The sequence below is a fragment of the Pseudomonas sp. B15(2017) genome (assembly GCF_002113215.1).
Taxonomy (GTDB): domain Bacteria; phylum Pseudomonadota; class Gammaproteobacteria; order Pseudomonadales; family Pseudomonadaceae; genus Aquipseudomonas.
The window spans coordinates 69,785-86,619 of sequence record NZ_NEJZ01000003.1 but is presented as its reverse complement, the minus strand read 5'-3'; the positions used below and the strand labels follow the sequence as shown (position 1 = coordinate 86,619).

Annotated in this window: 15 protein-coding genes and 1 pseudogene; 10 read left to right on the top strand and 6 right to left on the bottom strand. The window is 60.9% G+C overall.

Translation table 11 applies throughout. The features are described from left to right. Positions 1–10: 10 nt before the first annotated feature. Positions 11–112 (bottom strand): annotated as a pseudogene (locus tag CAF73_RS05900) (GFA family protein); the annotation flags it as partial. A 324-nt stretch (positions 113–436) separates the two neighbouring features. On the opposite strand from CAF73_RS05900, the gene CAF73_RS05895 reads away from it, so the two are divergent. From CAF73_RS05895 to CAF73_RS05855, 9 genes are all read left to right on the top strand, one after another. After that, positions 437–1,744 (top strand): CitMHS family transporter, encoded by a 1,308-nt coding sequence (locus CAF73_RS05895; protein ID WP_007954069.1) that lies wholly within the window; start codon positions 437–439, stop codon positions 1,742–1,744. 71 nt (positions 1,745–1,815) lie between these two features. Further along, the gene (locus CAF73_RS05890; RefSeq protein WP_085696577.1) at positions 1,816–2,583 is read left to right on the top strand and encodes a TerC family protein; all 768 of its coding nucleotides are present in this window, start codon (positions 1,816–1,818) and stop codon (positions 2,581–2,583) included. Between the two features lie 214 nt (positions 2,584–2,797). After that, positions 2,798–4,456 (top strand): Na/Pi cotransporter family protein, encoded by a 1,659-nt coding sequence (locus CAF73_RS05885; RefSeq protein ID WP_085696576.1) that lies wholly within the window; start codon positions 2,798–2,800, stop codon positions 4,454–4,456. Between the two features lie 169 nt (positions 4,457–4,625). Then, entirely contained in the window at positions 4,626–6,017 is a 1,392-nt protein-coding gene (locus CAF73_RS05880; RefSeq protein ID WP_085696574.1) for a pitrilysin family protein, read from the top strand. 75 nt (positions 6,018–6,092) lie between these two features. Then, positions 6,093–7,121, top strand: a complete 1,029-nt coding sequence (locus CAF73_RS05875; protein WP_085696573.1) for a DUF5924 family protein — start codon at positions 6,093–6,095, stop codon at positions 7,119–7,121. A 55-nt stretch (positions 7,122–7,176) separates the two neighbouring features. After that, positions 7,177–8,325, top strand: coding sequence for an ABC transporter permease (locus CAF73_RS05870; protein WP_085696571.1), 1,149 nt, complete (start codon positions 7,177–7,179; stop codon positions 8,323–8,325). Further along, complete coding sequence (locus CAF73_RS05865; RefSeq protein ID WP_085696569.1) at positions 8,322–9,125, top strand: ABC transporter ATP-binding protein; 804 nt, start codon at positions 8,322–8,324, stop codon at positions 9,123–9,125. The genes CAF73_RS05870 and CAF73_RS05865 overlap by 4 nt, the downstream gene beginning before the upstream one ends. A 1-nt stretch (position 9,126) precedes the next feature. Beyond that, the gene (locus CAF73_RS05860; RefSeq protein WP_085696568.1) at positions 9,127–10,065 is read left to right on the top strand and encodes an MlaD family protein; all 939 of its coding nucleotides are present in this window, start codon (positions 9,127–9,129) and stop codon (positions 10,063–10,065) included. Further along, a complete protein-coding gene (locus tag CAF73_RS05855) occupies positions 10,062–10,688 on the top strand; it encodes an ABC-type transport auxiliary lipoprotein family protein (RefSeq protein ID WP_085702228.1) in 627 nt (208 codons plus the stop codon). The genes CAF73_RS05860 and CAF73_RS05855 overlap by 4 nt, the downstream gene beginning before the upstream one ends. Positions 10,689–10,711: 23 nt before the next feature. Here CAF73_RS05855 and CAF73_RS05850 read toward each other — a convergent pair whose 3' ends face one another. The 5 genes from CAF73_RS05850 to CAF73_RS05825 form a co-directional block, all read right to left on the bottom strand. Next, a complete protein-coding gene (locus CAF73_RS05850; protein WP_085696566.1) occupies positions 10,712–11,941 on the bottom strand; it encodes a nucleoside recognition domain-containing protein in 1,230 nt (409 codons plus the stop codon). 101 nt (positions 11,942–12,042) lie between these two features. Further along, a complete protein-coding gene (gene gltP / locus CAF73_RS05845) occupies positions 12,043–13,374 on the bottom strand; it encodes a glutamate/aspartate:proton symporter GltP (RefSeq protein ID WP_085612511.1) in 1,332 nt (443 codons plus the stop codon). Positions 13,375–14,070: 696 nt separating this feature from the next. Further along, positions 14,071–14,535, bottom strand: coding sequence for an inhibitor of vertebrate lysozyme family protein (locus CAF73_RS05835; RefSeq protein ID WP_085696565.1), 465 nt, complete (start codon positions 14,533–14,535; stop codon positions 14,071–14,073). Positions 14,536–14,537: 2 nt separating this feature from the next. Next, on the bottom strand, positions 14,538–14,702 hold the full coding sequence (locus tag CAF73_RS05830; RefSeq protein WP_003177151.1) for a DUF1328 domain-containing protein: 165 nt from the start codon (positions 14,700–14,702) through the stop codon (positions 14,538–14,540). Between the two features lie 67 nt (positions 14,703–14,769). Next, entirely contained in the window at positions 14,770–15,054 is a 285-nt protein-coding gene (locus tag CAF73_RS05825) for a hypothetical protein (RefSeq protein ID WP_085696564.1), read from the bottom strand. 427 nt (positions 15,055–15,481) lie between these two features. Between CAF73_RS05825 and algB the strand changes: the two genes are divergently transcribed. Beyond that, on the top strand, positions 15,482–16,828 hold the full coding sequence (algB, locus tag CAF73_RS05820) for a sigma-54-dependent response regulator transcription factor AlgB (RefSeq protein WP_025112294.1): 1,347 nt from the start codon (positions 15,482–15,484) through the stop codon (positions 16,826–16,828). Positions 16,829–16,835 lie beyond the last annotated feature (7 nt).

Sequence of the window (16,835 nt, the reverse complement as noted above, 5' to 3'; positions counted from 1 at the left end):
AGATGGTTTCTTTACTGATCGAACAATGACAGTCGGCGATGTCGTGAAACGCTCCGCTGAACTGATAGCGGATATGTCCGCAATGGCAGGCACCGCTGTGTAATTCAGTCATCGACCTGCCCTCCGCTTCCCGTGTTCATTGACTCCAGTCGCATCCGACGGCCGGTTGGTCGTTCGCATCGAAGCTTTCAGCTGCGAAAGCTGGCTGAAAGGTTGCCCCATTAGGATCGCCGCCACTACCGGCAACAGACCGGTTGGCCAATGCGTGTGATTGCTCGCACGACAGGCCCAATTAACAACAACAATGGTGATTCTGATGTCCTCTGCAACCCGCCTCCTCGCTGCAACTCCGCCCGTACGTCTCGTGCTTCCCGTTCTGCGCTGATCCCGCCCGATCCGCTCACTTACCTAGCCGCGCTACGCCTGGAGTATTCCCATGCTGACTTTCCTTGGCTTCGCCATGGTCATCACGTTCATGTTCCTGATCATGACCAAGCGCCTGTCTGCGCTGATCGCTCTGATCATCATCCCGATCCTGTTCGCCTTGTTCGGTGGTTTCGCCCCGAAGATCGGCCCGATGATGCTCGAAGGTATTACCAAGCTTGCGCCGACCGGCGTGATGCTGATGTTCGCGATTCTGTATTTCGCCCTGATGATCGACTCCGGCCTGTTCGACCCGGCCGTGCGCAAGATCCTCAAACTGGTCAAGGGCGACCCGCTGAAAGTTTCGGTCGGCACCGCCGTACTGGCGCTCGTCGTTTCCCTCGATGGTGACGGCGCGACCACTTACATGATCTGCGTGGCCGCCATGCTGCCGCTGTACAGCCGCATCGGCATGAGCCCGCGGATCATGGCCGGCCTGATCATCCTCGCCGGCGGCGTGATGAACATGACGCCATGGGGTGGCCCGACCGCCCGTGCCGCGAGTGCGCTGCATGTGGACCCGTCGGACATTTTCGTGCCGATGATCCCGGCGATGGCTGCCGGTGTGGTGGCGATCCTGATCATTGCCTACTTCTATGGCAAACGTGAGCGTGCGCGTCTGGGTGAGCTGCACCTGATCGGCGACGAAATCGATCACAGCGAAATCAGCGTCTCGCAATTCCCGGATGCCCGCCGTCCGAAACTGATCTGGTTCAACGGTCTGCTGACCCTGGCCCTGATGTGCACCCTGATCGCCGGCCTGCTGCCGCTGCCGGTGCTGTTCATGGTGGCGTTCAGTATTGCCATGATCGTCAACTACCCTTGCCTGCAAATGCAGAAAGATCGCGTCGCGGCCCACGCCGGCAGCGTGCTGTCGGTGGTCAGTCTGATCTTCGCGGCGGGCATTTTCACCGGTATCCTGTCGGGCACCGGCATGGTCGACGCGATGTCGAAAAGCCTGCTGGCGGTGATCCCTGATTTCCTCGGCCCGTACCTGGCGGTGATCACGGCGCTGGTGAGCATGCCGTTCACGTTCTTCATGTCGAACGACGCGTTCTACTACGGTGTGCTGCCGGTGCTGTCGGAAGCGGCCAGCCATTACGGCATCACCGCAGTGGAAATGGCCCGTGCCTCGATCGTCGGTCAACCGGTTCACCTGCTGAGCCCACTGGTGCCGTCAACGTACCTGCTGGTCGCACTGGCGGGCATCGAGTTCGGCGATCACCAGCGTTTCACCCTGAAGTGGGCAGTGCTGGTCTGCCTGTGCATACTGGTCGCCGCCTTGCTGTTGGGGACTTTCCCGCTGTTCAGCACGTTGTAACGGCACCAAACTCACCAAGACGCCAGCTGATTGCTGGCGTCCTGGTTTAACACTCGCTCAAAGGAATACACATGGAATGGCTGACCAACCCTGAGATCTGGGTTGCCTTCTTCACCCTGACCGCCCTGGAGATCGTCCTGGGCATCGATAACATCATCATGATTTCGATCCTGGTCAGCCGCATGCCCAAACACATGCAGCAGCGCACCCGGATCTTCGGTCTTGGCCTGGCCATGATCACGCGGATCCTGCTGCTGCTGTCGATCACCTGGGTCATGCGCCTCACCGCCGACCTGTTCGAAGTGTTCGGCCAGGGCATTTCCGGTCGCGACCTGATCCTGTTCTTCGGTGGCCTGTTCCTGCTGTGGAAAAGCTCCCAGGAGATGTACCACGCGCTGGAAGGTGAAGACGAAGCCGGCGACGAGCCTTCGGGCAAGGGCGGCAACTTCCTCTACACCATCATCCAGATCGCGATCATCGACATCGTGTTTTCGCTGGACTCGGTCATCACGGCGGTTGGCATGGTGTCTCATGTGCCGGTGATGGTTGCGGCGATTATCGTTGCGGTACTGGTGATGATGGCGGCCTCGGGCAAGATCAGCGAATTCATCGACAAGCACCCGTCGCTGAAAATGCTCGCGCTGTCGTTCCTGCTGGTGGTCGGCACCGTGCTGATCGCCGAGTCGTTCGACGTGCACGTACCGAAAGGCTACGTCTACTTCGCCATGGCGTTCTCGCTGGCGGTCGAAGCGATCAACATCAAGATGCGTACCGCGATTGCCCGCAAGAAGAAACAGCAGGATCCGGTGAAACTGCGCAAGGATATTCCGGGTCAGTAACCCGAACATTGCACGAAAGATCAAAGGGCCTTCGGGCCCTTTTTTCATGGCCGCGTGAATCTGTTTTCATGACACTTTTGTTTCAATCCCCGCTTTAGCTGTGCAATGCTGGCGCCCAGACCGTTAGCCAACTACAGCTTAAGTATCAGAACGTAGAAATTGCGCGGTACCGTCAACTTGCCCCTCTGGGGCGCTGCTATTACGGGGGGTCTGCATGCTCACCCTGCTCAATCTGCTCTCTGCCGTGGCCCTGTTGATCTGGGGCACGCACATCGTTCGAACCGGCATCCTGCGGGTGTACGGCACCAATCTGCGCCACGTGATCGGCCAGAACATGTCCAGGCGCTGGCTGGCCTTTGTCGCCGGCATCGTCGTCACCGCGATGGTGCAGAGCAGTAACGCCACCGCCATGCTCGTGACGTCTTTCGTCGGTCAGGGCCTGATGGCGTTGACCCCGGCCCTGGCGACCATGCTGGGTGCCGACGTCGGTACGGCGCTGATGGCGCGGGTGCTGACGTTCGATCTGTCGTGGCTGTCGCCACTGCTGATTTTCCTCGGGGTGATTTTCTTTCTGTCGCGCAAACAGACGCGGCTCGGGCAGATGGGCCGCGTGGCCATCGGGTTGGGGCTGATCATTCTGGCGCTGCAATTGATCGTCGAGGCCGCCGCGCCGATCACCCATGCCCAAGGGGTGAAGGTGATTTTCGCCTCGCTGACCGGCGATATCCTGCTCGACGCCCTGGTCGGCGCGCTGTTCGCGATGATTTCCTACTCAAGCCTCGCCGCCGTGCTGCTGACCGCCACGCTCGCCGGCGCTGCGGTGATCAGTCTGCCGGTGGCGATCGGTCTGGTGATCGGCGCCAACATCGGCAGCGGCGTGCTGGCGTTCATGAGCACCAGCATGCAGAACGCCGCCGGCCGGCAAGTGGCGCTGGGCAGTCTGCTGTACAAACTGATCGGGTTGCTGTTGATCATTCCGGTACTCGACCCACTGGTGCACTGGATCGACAGCCTGGATTTCAGCCCGCAGGAAATGGTCATCGGCTTCCATCTGCTCTACAACACCGCGCGCTGCCTGATCCTGCTGCCGAGCGTCGGGCCGATGGCGCGGCTGTGCGCCTGGCTGCTCCCGGAGCGCCCGGAGGTCAACGGTACCGCCAAGCCGCGTCATCTGGATGCGACGGCATTGGTCACGCCGAGCCTGGCGCTGGCCAACGCTGCCCGGGAAACCCTGCGCATTGGCGACCTGATCGACAACATGCTCGACGCGACCCTCGACGTGTTGCGCGGCAAGCAGACCGCCGTCACCCAGGAAATGCGCAAGCTGACCGATGACGTCGAAGCGCTGTACAGCGCGATCAAGCTGTATCTGGCGCAGATGCCCCGTGAAGATCTCGGCGAACAGGACAGTCGGCGCTGGGCGGAGATCATTGAGCTTGCGATCAACCTCAAACTCGCCAGCGACCTGATTGAACGCATGCTGCGCAAAGTGCAGCAGCAGAAGACTTCGCAACGCCGGTCGTTTTCCGAGGACGGGCTGGAAGAACTGGCCGGTCTGCAGCAGCAATTGATCGCCAATCTGCGGCTGGGATTGTCCGTGTTCCTCAGCGGCGACAAGGAAAGCGCCCGTCAGTTGCTGCGCGAGAAACGTCGTTTTCGCGCACAGGAACGGCGTCTGGCCCACGCCCATGTCAGCCGGTTGCAACGTAAGGTCGTGCAGAGTATCGAGACCAGTTCGTTGCACCTGGAGTTGATTGCCGACATGAAACGCCTGAACTCGCTGTTCTGCAGCAGTGCCTACGTGGTGCTGGAAACTTCCGATACCGGCGCGTTGGCGGCGGACGATATGGCAGACATCACGCATTCGCCTTGAACGTCTGGGGTTGTGGTCAGTCAGTAACTCAGAGTTCAGTCTCCAGGGCGCCTTCGCGAGCAAGCTCGCTCCCACAAAGGAATGCATTTCAAATGTGGGAGCGAACTTGCTCGCGAAAGCGATCTGACTGACGACACGGATCTCCAATTCAGCCGTATGGAAGCTCGTTATGCGTTGCCTGTTGTTCGCCTGTCTGTTGCTCGGTTCCCTGCCCGCCTTCGCCCTGGATCGTTTTCAGGTCGAAGGCTATGCGTTGCCCAATGGTTTGCAGTTGCTGCTCAAGCCTGGCACCGAGCGTGGGCACGTGGCGATCCGCCTGGTGATCGGTGTCGGGCTCGACGACTTCGATTGCAATGAAAAGGAGCTGCCGCACCTGCTCGAACACTTGCTGTTCAGCGGCATCGACGCCACCGGCGAAGGTGGCCTCGAAGAGCGCATGCAGGCCCTCGGCGGTGACTGGAACGCCTTCACCAGCAACGCCGACACCACCTTCGTCATCGAAGCCCCGGCGAAAAACCAGCGCAAGGTCCTCGATCTGCTGCTGGACCTGCTGACCCAGACCCGCTTCGACGACAACGCGATCAACGCCGCCAAACGGGTGGTCGAGCGCGAGGACGGCGGTCATTACACCCGGCTGCAACGCTTTCTCGATCGGCAGGATCTGGGCCACACCGCCAGCAATCAACTGGCGGTCGAACTGGGCCTCAAATGCCCGCAGCGGGCCGAGGTCGATGGCCTGACCCGCGAACAACTGGAGAAAGTACGCAAGGCCTGGTACGCGCCGAACAACATGACCCTGATCGTCGTCGGTGACCTCGACAAACTGCTGCCAGCCTATCTGGAACGGGCGTGGGGCGCGCTCGAAGCGGTCGAACCGAGCGAACACCGTCCGTTGCCGGACATCCGCGCCAGTGCCGCTCACGAACGCACGATCACGCGCGGCTTCATCGGCAACAGCGCCAAGCTGCACTGGCTGGTGCCGGAGCCGGTGCTGGACGATCAGTACGACGAAACCTTCGATCTGCTCAAGGAATACCTGGAGTGGGCGCTGTACCGCCAATTGCGCCTGAACCACGGTTTGTCCTACGGGCCGTGGGCCGAGCGCGAAGTGTTTGGCGGTGTCGGCTTCATGAGCCTGAACGCCGATCTGGATCGCGCTGACATTGCCGAAGCCGAACAAGTGCTGGAAGACCTCAAGGCCGACCTGCTGAAAAACGGCCTCGATGCCGACACCTTCAATCGCTTGAAACAAGCCGCCATCGCCCATCAGGCCTGGGCCGTGCAAGGCACCAGCGCCTTGGCCGACTATTACTGGAGCGCCCTGGGCGACTACGAGGATGGTCGCTTCGCCGATCCTGCGCGGGAGCTGCAAGGTGTGACGCTGGAGGCGGCGAACAAGGCCATGCGCGAGTTGCTGCTGCAACCGGGTTATCTGCGCATCGAGAAACCGCTGCTCAGCGACGATCAGGTGTTGTGGCTGCTGGCGGGCGGATTGGGCGTGCTGGTGCTGATTCTGCTCGGCTGGCGCCTGCATCGGCGCAAGTCCGTGCATCCGGATTGACCGGCAGCCTCGCCACGCGGCCCGGCGGGCGCTACTCTGTCGAGGTTTTTTCCTATCCAGTCGTGAACCGCCCACATGTCTAAATTGACCCTCCTGATCCAGCGCATTCTCGAACTGATGAAGCGCTACCCCGGGGTTATTGCGCTCGGCGGATTCATCTCCGGGGTCGGCAGTTTCATTCTGGTCGACCGGCAACAGGGGCTGGCGAGCTGGATCACCACGATCATGCTGCTGAGCTGGATCTGGCTGATGCTGGAAAACAGCCTGACCCAGCTGTTCACGCGGATCTTCAAACGGGAAATCCCCCAGCCGCTGCTGCGTTACGCGACGCAGATGATCCACCAGGAAAGCCTGTTTTTCGTCCTGCCGTTCTTCTTCATCACCACCACCTGGAACAGCGGCCAGCTGTTTTTCACCGGGCTGCTGTGCATCGCGGCGCTGATTTCGATCATCGACCCGCTCTACTACAAGTGGCTGGCGCCAAGGCGCTGGGCGTTTCTCGCGCTGCACACCCTGACCCTTTTCGCCGCCCTGCTCACGGCGCTGCCGGTGATCATGCACCTGACTACCTCGCAGAGTTTCAAATGGGCGCTGGGGATTGCGGTGGTGCTGTCGTTCCCGAGCCTGGCGTCGATCTTCCCGATCCGCACTGTGCGCAATGCGCTGGCGATCCTCAGCATCACCATCGGGATCGGCGGTGTGGGCTGGGTCCTGCGTTCGTGGGTGCCACCGGCAACGCTGTGGATGACTGACGTGGCGATCAGCACTCAGGTGCAGGACCGGGTTCCGGGCGACAGCCTCAAGGAAGTCAGCGCCGAGCAGATCCGTGGCGGCGGGCTATATGCCTACACCGCAATCAACGCGCCGCGCGGGCTCGATGAGCGGATTTATCACGTGTGGCAGTTCAACGGTAAAGAGGTCGACCGCATCGCCCTCGATATCCACGGCGGGCGCAAGGAAGGCTATCGGGCCTGGACCCACAAACAGAATTTCCCCGGCAACCCGGCGGGCAAATGGCAGGTGCGGGTGTTGACCGAAGACGGTCAGGTGATCGGCGTGCTGCGCTTCGAGGTCAAGGACAGCACACCGACCAAAGAAAAGTAACCGGGTTCGTGCTATTACGTATGCCAGCGTATTCAGCCGAACAAGCCCGGAGCTTATGACCAGCAGCCCAATGACCGGCAGTGCCCGCCTGGACACCTCGATCACCCCTGCCCGCCTGCGGGTTACCGGGGACTGGACGCTTGCCCATTACGCCGACCTCAAGCAACTGAGCGAAACGCTCCACGGCCAGTACGACGCCAACACGCCCATCGATCTCAACGGTCTCGGCGCCCTCGACACCGCCGGCGCGTCGCTGCTGGTGGAACTGCTCGGCTCGGAGCGGCTGGGCAAGTCCGCCGAACACCCCGATTGCACGCTTTCCAGCGCCGACCGCGCCTTGCTGCAAACCGTGTATCGCTCGCTGACCGACTTCTGCGTGCCGATCAAGGAACCGGAAATCAGCGTCAGCGTGCAATTGCTGACGCGCATCGGCCGGGCTGTCGACGCGGTCTGGCAAGACACGCTGCAACTGCTCGGCTTCGTCGGCCTGATCCTCGAAACCATCGCTCGCAGTCTGTTCCGGCCCAGGCGCTGGCGGATTACGCCGATGATCGCCCATATCGAACAGACCGGCCTCGACGCCGCGCCCATCGTCGCGTTGCTGACCTTTCTGGTGGGCGCCGTGGTGGCGTTTCTCGGGGCGACGGTGCTGGCCAGTTTCGGTGCCAGCGTGTTCACCGTGGATCTGGTGGGTTTTGCATTCCTGCGGGAATTCGGCGTGTTGCTCACGGCGATCCTGATGGCCGGCCGTACCGCCAGTGCCTTTACCGCGCAGATCGGCTCGATGAAGGCCAACGAAGAAATCGACGCGATCCGCACACTCGGCCTCGACCCCATGGAATTGCTGGTGGTGCCGCGGGTGCTGGCGCTGCTGGTGGCGCTGCCGATGCTGACCTTTCTGGCGATGATCTGCGGGATCGTCGGCGGCGCGGTGGTCTGCGCGGTGTCGCTGGATATTTCGCCGGCGATGTTCCTGTCGCTGCTGCAAAGCGACATAGGGATTCAACATTTCCTGGTGGGCCTGGTCAAAGCCCCGATCTTTGCCTTCCTGATTGCCGCCATCGGTTGTCTGGAGGGCTTCAAGGTCAGCGGTAGCGCCGAATCGGTCGGCGCCCACACCACTTCGAGCGTGGTGCAATCGATTTTCGTGGTGATCGTGCTCGACGCGGTCGCCGCGCTGTTTTTCATGGAGATGGGCTGGTGAGTCGTCTACCCCGCGCGCCCTCCGAGGCGGTGATCGAAGTCCGTGGCCTGTGCAATCGCTTCGGCCGCCAGAGCGTGCACGAGAACCTCGACCTCGACTTATACAAGGGCGAGATCCTGGCCGTGGTCGGCGGCTCCGGCAGCGGTAAATCGGTGCTGCTGCGCAGCATCGTCGGCTTGCGCCAACCGAGCGAGGGCGTGGTCAAGGTGTTCGGTCAGAACCTGCCGAGCCTGGCGGAGCATGAGCGTTCGTTGATTGAACGGCGTTTCGGTGTGCTGTTCCAGAAAGGCGCGCTGTTCTCATCGTTGACGGTGACCGAGAACGTCGCCCTGCCGCTTATTGAACACGCCGGTCTGAGCCGCGATGACGCCGAGCATCTGGCGGCGGTGAAGCTGGCGCTGGCCGGGCTGCCGCTGTCGGCGGCGGACAAATACCCCGCCTCGCTGTCCGGCGGCATGATCAAGCGTGCGGCACTGGCCCGGGCGCTGGCGCTGGACCCGGACATCCTGTTTCTCGACGAACCCACCGCCGGCCTCGATCCGATTGGCGCGGCGCAGTTCGACCAATTGATCCTGACCCTGCGCGACGCGCTCGGCCTGAGCGTGTTTCTGGTGACCCACGACCTCGACACGCTCTACACCATCACCGACCGCGTCGCGGTACTCGCGCAGAAGAAGGTGCTGGTGGCCGGTCCCATCGATGTGGTCTCGGAAACCGACGACGCGTGGATTCACGAATACTTCCACGGCCCTCGCGGCCGCTCGGCGCTGGACGCCGCCAAACAGCTCAACGAGGTCTGACATGGAAACCCGAGCCCATCATGTGTTGATCGGCCTGTTCACGGTGATTGTGGTGGCGGGCGCCCTGCTCTTCGGTCTGTGGCTGGCCAAGTCCAGCGTCGACACCGAGTTCAAGGATTACGAAATCGTCTTCAACGAAGCGGTCAGCGGCCTGTCCCGGGGCAGTCCGGTGCAGTACAGCGGAATCAAGGTCGGCGACGTGGTCAGCCTGCGCCTCGACCCGAAGGACCCGCGCCGGGTGCTGGCACGGATTCGTCTGGCGGGTGACACGCCGGTCAAGGAAGACACCCAGGCCAAACTGGCCCTGGCCGGGATCACCGGCACCTCGATCATCCAGCTCAGCGGAGGCACGCCAGAGAGCCCGAAACTCAAGGGCCACGACGGCAACCTGCCGACCATCGTCGCATCGCCCTCGCCCATTTCGCGGCTGCTCAATGACAGCAATGACCTGATGAGCGGGGTCAGCACGCTGCTGAGCAACGCCAATCAGATGTTCTCCGCCGACAACATCGAGCGCGTGAGCAAAACCCTCGAGCATCTGGAGCAGACCACCGGCTCGATCAACGATCAGCGTGGCGACCTGCGTCAGGCCATGCAGCAACTGGCGACGGTCGGCAAACAGGCCGGCAACATGCTCGAACAGACGTCTGCGCTGATGCGTAACGCCAACGGTTTGCTCAACGATCAGGGCAAGCAGGCCTTGGGCAGCGCCGAGCAGGCGATGAAGTCCCTGGAGCAAAGCAGCGCCACCATCAACGGCCTGCTCAGCAAGAACCAGAATTCCCTCGACAGCGGCATGCAGGGCCTTAACGGTCTGGCCCCGGCGATCCGCGAACTGCGTGAAACCCTGAACTCGCTGCGCGCCATTTCCCAACGCCTGGAGGCCAACCCCAGCGGTTACCTGCTGGGCAGTGACAAGAACAAGGAGTTCACGCCATGAAGCTGACTCGCCTCGCCCTCCTCGCCGGCTTCACGCTGATCAGTGCGTGCTCGATCCTGCCCAAGTCCGAACCGCTGGACGTCTACCGTTTGCCAGCCGCACAGGCGCCCGCCTCGGCCGGTTCGGCGGCGGCTCGGCACTGGTCGCTGCGTCTGAACAAACTGCAGGCCAGCGAAGCGCTGAATCGGCCGAGCATCGCGGTGATTCCCCAAGGGGATGTGATCAGCAGCTACAAGGCCTCGCGCTGGAGCGATCCGGCGCCGGTGCTGGTGCGTAATCGGTTGCTTGATGGCTTTGCGCGTGATGGCCGGGTGACGTTGCTCAGTACCGATGACAGCAATTTTGCTGCGGACCTGGAGCTGGGCGGCAGCCTGCAAGCGTTTCAGACCGAGTACCAGGGCAATCAGGCCAGCGTCGTGGTGCGGGTCGATGCGTTGCTGGTGCGCGGTTATGACCAGAAGATTCTCGCCAGCCAGCGCTTTGAAGAGCGTCAGCCGTTGAGTGATGTGCAGGTGCCGGCGGTGGTGGCCGGGTTTGGACAGGCCAGTGATCGCCTCACCGCGAAAGTTGTGGCATGGACCGTTCAGCAAGGCCAGCAGTTTGCGCAACAACCCAGACCTTGAGGCTCCATATTCGAGATTTGTGTTTAACCGAAGAACCAGTAGCAGACGCCGATAGCGCCGAGCACGCCCGCCAGCTCGGCCAGCAGCGCGCATCCCACGGCATGTCGCGCCCGCTGGATGCCCACCGCGCCGAAGTACACCGCCAGCACGTAGAACGTGGTCTCGGTGCTGCCCTGGATTGTCGCCGCCACCAGCGCCGGGAAACTGTCCACGCCCGAGGTCTTCATGGTTTCGATCAGCATCGCCCGGGCGGCGCTGCCGGAGAACGGTTTGACCATGGCGGTCGGCAGCGCATCGACGAAACGCGTGTCCCACCCTGCCCACTCCACCAGATGGCGAATGCCGTCGAGACCGAAATCCAGCGCACCTGAGGCACGCAATACGCCGATCGCGCACAGCATCGCCACCAGATACGGCAGCAGGCTCTTGGCAACGTCGAAACCTTCCTTCGCCCCTTCGACAAAGGCCTCGTAGACCTTCACCTTGCGCAATGCGCCGATCACCAGGAACAGCATGATCAGGCCGAACAGCGTCAGGTTGCCGAGAATCGATGACAGCCCCGCCAGCGCGGTGGCCGACATCGTCGCGAGCAGCGCCATGAAGCCGCCGAGAATCAGCGCACCGGGAATCAGGTAAGCCAGCACCACCGGGTCCCACACACGCAGGCGCTGCATGAACGCCACTGACAGGAAGCCGACAATGGTCGAGCAACTGGTGGCCAGCAGGATCGGCAGGAACACCAGCGTCGGGTCCGGCGCGCCTTGCTGGGCGCGGTACATGAAAATCGTCACCGGCAGCAGGGTCAGGGACGAGGCGTTGAGCACCAGGAACAGGATCTGCGCGTTGCTGGCGATGGTCGAGCTGGGGTTGAGCTCCTGCAGCGCCTTCATGGCCTTGAGGCCGATCGGCGTGGCGGCGTTGTCCAGGCCAAGGCCGTTGGCGGCGAAGTTCAGGGTGATCAGGCCCAGCGCCGGGTGACCTGCCGGCACCTCCGGCATCAGCCGCAGGAACAGTGGCCCGAGCACCTTGGCCAGCCATTCGACGATGCCGGCCTTCTCGGCGATGCGCAGAAAACCCAGCCACAGGGTCAGCGTGCCGAACAGCAGCACCATGACTTCGACCGACAGCTTGGCCATGGCAAAAATGCTTTCCACCATCGCCGCGAAGATTCCGGCGTTACCGCCGATCAGCCATTGTCCCAGTGCCGAAACGGCTGCCACGATGAAGAAGCCAAGCCACAGGCCATTAAGCATCAGTCAAATCCCCCGGAAGATGCGGCGAATGATAGCGGGGTCGCCAGAAACGACAAACCCCGGATTTCTCCGGGGTTTGTCGGGGTGCCTTGCGGCGGGGATCAGTTTTTCGAAACGTCACCGGCCGGCAGTTTTTCTTTGCTGCGCCAGTGCGGCAGCGAGTTCCAGTAGCGCTGGCCCTTGGCGTCGTCGTACATGCCTTCCCAACGGGCGATAACCAGTACGGCGAGGGCGTTGCCGATGACGTTCAGGGCGGTACGCGCCATGTCCATAACACGGTCGACACCGGCGATGAAAGCCAGGCCTTCCAGCGGAATGCCGACGCTGCCCAGGGTGGCCAGCAGCACCACGAAGGACACGCCCGGTACACCGGCGATGCCTTTGGAGGTGACCATCAGGGTCAGGACCAGCAGCAGTTGCTGGCTGATCGACAGGTCGATGCCGTACAGCTGGGCAATGAAGATCGCCGCGATGGACTGGTACAGGGTCGAACCGTCGAGGTTGAACGAGTAGCCGGTCGGTACCACGAAGCTGCAGATGGCTTTCGGTGCGCCGTAGGCTTCCATCTTCTCGATCACGCGTGGCAGCACGGTTTCCGAGGAGGCGGTGGAGTAAGCCAGCACCAGTTCATCCTTGAAGATGCGCATCAGCTTGATCACCGAGAAACCGAACATCTTGGCGATCAGGCCCAGAACCACGAAGGCGAAGAAGGCGATGGCGACGTAAACCAGGATCACCAGTTTGGCCAGCGGCAGCAGCGAGGCGAAACCGAAGTTGGCCACGGTCACCGCGATCAGGGCGAACACACCGATTGGCGCGTAATTCATGATCATGTGGGTGACTTTGAACATGCTTTCCGAGACGCCCTGGAACATCTTCACCAGCGGCTCGCGCAGGTCCGACTGCAGGCTCGACAGACCGAGGCCGAACAGTACGGAGAAGAAGATGATCGGCAGCATCTCGCCGCGGGCCATGGCCGCGAAGATGTTCGACGGGATCAGGTTGAGGATGGTCTCGATGAACGCGTGTTCATGCTGCACTTCGGCGGCGGTCGCCTGGTACTTGGAGATGTCCACGGTGCCCAGGGTGCTCATGTCGATGCCTGCACCCGGATGGAACAGGTTGGCCAGCAGCAGGCCGACGACGATGGCGATGGTGGTGACGATTTCGAAGTAGATGATGGTCTTCAGGCCGATGCGCCCGAGCTTCTTGGCGTCGCCCACGCCGGCGATGCCGACGATCAGGGAAGAGATGACGATCGGGATCACGATCATCTTGATCAGACGGATAAAGATATCGCCTGCCGGTTGCAGGACGTTGCTGATCCACCAGGCCTTCTCGGCACTGAAATGGTTGAGCAACGCACCGATTGCAATCCCCAATACCAGACCGATGAGGATCTGCCAGGCGAGGCTAAGCTTTGCCTTCTTCATTATCTTTACCCTTACTTGCGTTTGACTCAGGCACATGCAGGAACTGGAACGCTCATCAGCGGAAAAGTCTGTGCATCTGCCTCCGTATAAGGTGCCCCGAAGCGCGTGTTTACGGCTCTCCGGCAGGCGAAAAAAGGCGCAACTATTCCGATGCAAGGTTGCGCCGTCTAATGCCGTAAACGCCTACCCTATGCCGAATCGGCATGAGCTTTTTCAAATGAAACTGGCGTCCCAACCGGTTCGAATACGACATTTCGGCAGGCATAAGTGCCGTGAACCGGCCATTACAGCGTAGGTTGGTTGTTTTTTGAACGAGTGATTTCGACAAAAAATTCAGGAAAAAGCCTACGTTCGGACTCTAAATGTCCGACTTACTTGATCGACTCTTTCTCGATATACGGTCGCAACGAAACACCGCGAAATGCTTTCGCATGCAGTGTGGGCGATAAAAAGACGAGCAGAACGCTCTGGATCAACGTTTTGTCACGTTGCAAGCCCAGCGCAAGTCCGTCGAACCGCTCCGGTTGGCGGACTTGCGTCGCAGCTTTTACCCTGACCCGGCCCTCATCGCAGGCACTCCCTGTACCCGTAGGTCACTCCGACCCTGCAACAGTCAGAACGTCCCGGCCCCCTGGTCATGCACCGGCCTTCCTCGGGCGGGTGCAATAGAGGACAGCCTCTCGGCTGCCCTCATGTTCAATACCAGTTCGGATCTTTCTTCAGTGTTTCCATCAACAGATCCTGCATGCCCTGGTCGGGCTTGCCGAGGAAGCGGTAGGTGGCATGTCGCGTTGGCGACTTGTCGGCCGGCAATCCTTCGGGCACATCGACCAGCATGGCGTAGGCGTCTTTCTTGTCGAAGCTGAAGGCAACGATCAGGCGGTGGTTGAGGCATTTGTCCTGCGATTCGCAGAGCGGCCCCACCAGATATTGATCGCCATCTTCGGTGACGGCATTCATCTGTTGGTCCGGCGCGCCGGACAGGTTCATCACCCATTCCGGCAGGCGTTCTTCCTTCTTCACCACGCCTTCCCAGGTTTCCCTGTATTGCGGGTCGGAACTCAACAGCTCGTTGACCCGCGTCTGGCCGTCATTGGCCGCCATCGCCATGGCACTACCGCCCAGGAGCAGGGCGGCTGCCAGCGTCTTTAAACCCTTCATGTTCAGCCTCGACCGCGACGGCCAAAGAAGAAAGAAGCGATGAACATCACCAGGAAAACGACAAATAGAATCTTGGCGATACCCGTGGCGGTGCCCGCGATACCACCGAAGCCCAGTACTGCAGCGATGATGGCAATGATCAGGAAAGTGATTGCCCAGCTCAACATGGTGATTCTCCTTGCTTCTATTTAAGGGTGTTGCCGGTCTTGGCGCGGGGGCGCCCAGATTCGTTGATTAGAAAACCCAGCGTTCTTCACGGGGCATGTCGCCCAGCGGCTGTGGTTGGTCGACGTCCATCATGCGCATTGCGCCGTTGTCTGCCTGGCTGCTGCTGACGGCGCTGAAGTGGGTCTGTGTCGCGTGTTGCATGTAAATCAGGGGCTCAGGATGCTGACTCTGCTCCCAGCGCAGGTATTGCTGGCAAGCGATCAGCGTAATCAGGAGCGCAAGTGCGCCAAACAAGGCCTGCTGCAAGTGCAGTGGCGAAATACGCATTTGGGCGGCACGTGGGCGAGTCATCCTGGGTTCCTCACTCTTGTTCGGTTGGGGCAGTGCATTTCTGCCCGGGCTGAGAGAGGTATTGCAGCCTGCATGCCAGCTTTTTTGTTTTAAAAAAATCAATAAAATCAGTTGGTTACAGATGTAGTGAAAATTCCTGACGACGCATCCTGCACGATGACCCCCGCAGGCTCGTGCGTAATGCACGATTATTTCGTAGGAAAAATCATTCTTTTTGAATTGAGTGCAGGGTGCAGATGTCAGAAAAGTAGGCAGGAAACCGACTTGAAACGGTGCGATGTTTAAAAAATCAACAAAATCAGAGGATTAGCCGTTATGGCAGGAGAGAGCTACCCTGCAATGGCTGGAATCGATCAGAATCAACCATGCAACTTGCCCGATTTTTCCGGGACTAACCCAAGACATTTACTTATGGAGCGTAGGAAAAATGGAATCAGCCACTGAGCACCAAGGCCGCATTCTGCTGGTGGACGATGAATCCGCCATCCTGCGAACCTTCCGTTATTGCCTCGAAGACGAAGGTTATACAGTCGCCACCGCCAACAGCGCGGCCCAGGCTGACGCGCTGTTGCAACGTCAGGTGTTCGATCTTTGCTTCCTTGATTTGCGCCTTGGCGAAGACAACGGTTTAGATGTGCTGGCGCAAATGCGCATCCAGGCGCCGTGGATGCGGGTAGTGATCGTCACCGCCCATTCGGCCGTCGACACTGCGGTGGATGCGATCCAGGCTGGCGCCGCCGATTATCTGGTCAAGCCGTGCAGTCCGGATCAACTGCGCCTGGCGACTGCCAAGCAGCTTGAGGTACGTCAGCTTTCGGCGCGTCTGGAAGCCCTGGAAGGCGAGATCCGCAAACCCAAGGACGGTCTCGATTCCCACAGTCCGGCGATGAAAGTCGTACTCGAAACGGCGCGGCAAGTGGCGAGCACTGACGCCAACATCCTGATTCTCGGCGAGTCCGGCACCGGTAAAGGTGAATTGGCCCGAGCCATTCACGGCTGGAGCAAGCGCGAGAAGAAATCCTGCGTCACCATCAACTGCCCGTCGCTGACCGCCGAACTGATGGAAAGCGAGCTGTTCGGTCACAGTCGCGGCGCGTTTACCGGGGCCAGTGAAAGTACCTTGGGACGGGTCAATCAGGCTGATGGCGGCACGCTGTTTCTCGACGAGATCGGCGATTTTCCGTTGACGTTGCAACCCAAGTTGCTGCGTTTCATTCAGGACAAGGAATACGAGCGGGTGGGGGATCCGGTCACCCGCCGGGCCGATGTGCGCATCCTCGCCGCCACCAACCTCAATCTCGAAGACATGGTGCGCGACGGCCGTTTCCGTGAAGACCTGCTCTATCGCCTGAACGTCATTACCCTGCATTTGCCGCCGTTGCGCGAACGCGCCGAAGACATCCTGACCTTGGCCGACCGGTTCCTTGCACGCTTTGTGAAGGAATATGCGCGTCCTGCGCGGGGCTTCAGTGACGAGGCCCGCGAAGCGCTGCTCGGCTACCGCTGGCCGGGCAACATTCGCGAGCTGCGTAACGTGGTCGAGCGAGCGAGCATCATCTGCCCGCAGGAGCGCGTGGAAATCAGCCACCTCGGCATGGCCGAACAACCGGCGAACAACGCGCCACGGGTTGGCGCCGCGTTGAGCCTCGATGAGTTGGAGAAAGCCCACATCGGCGCGGTATTGGCGACTGCCGGGACCCTCGATCAGGCCGCCAAGACCTTGGGGATTGACGCTTCGACACTGTATCGCAAGCGCAAGCAGTACAACCTGTGAGCATCCG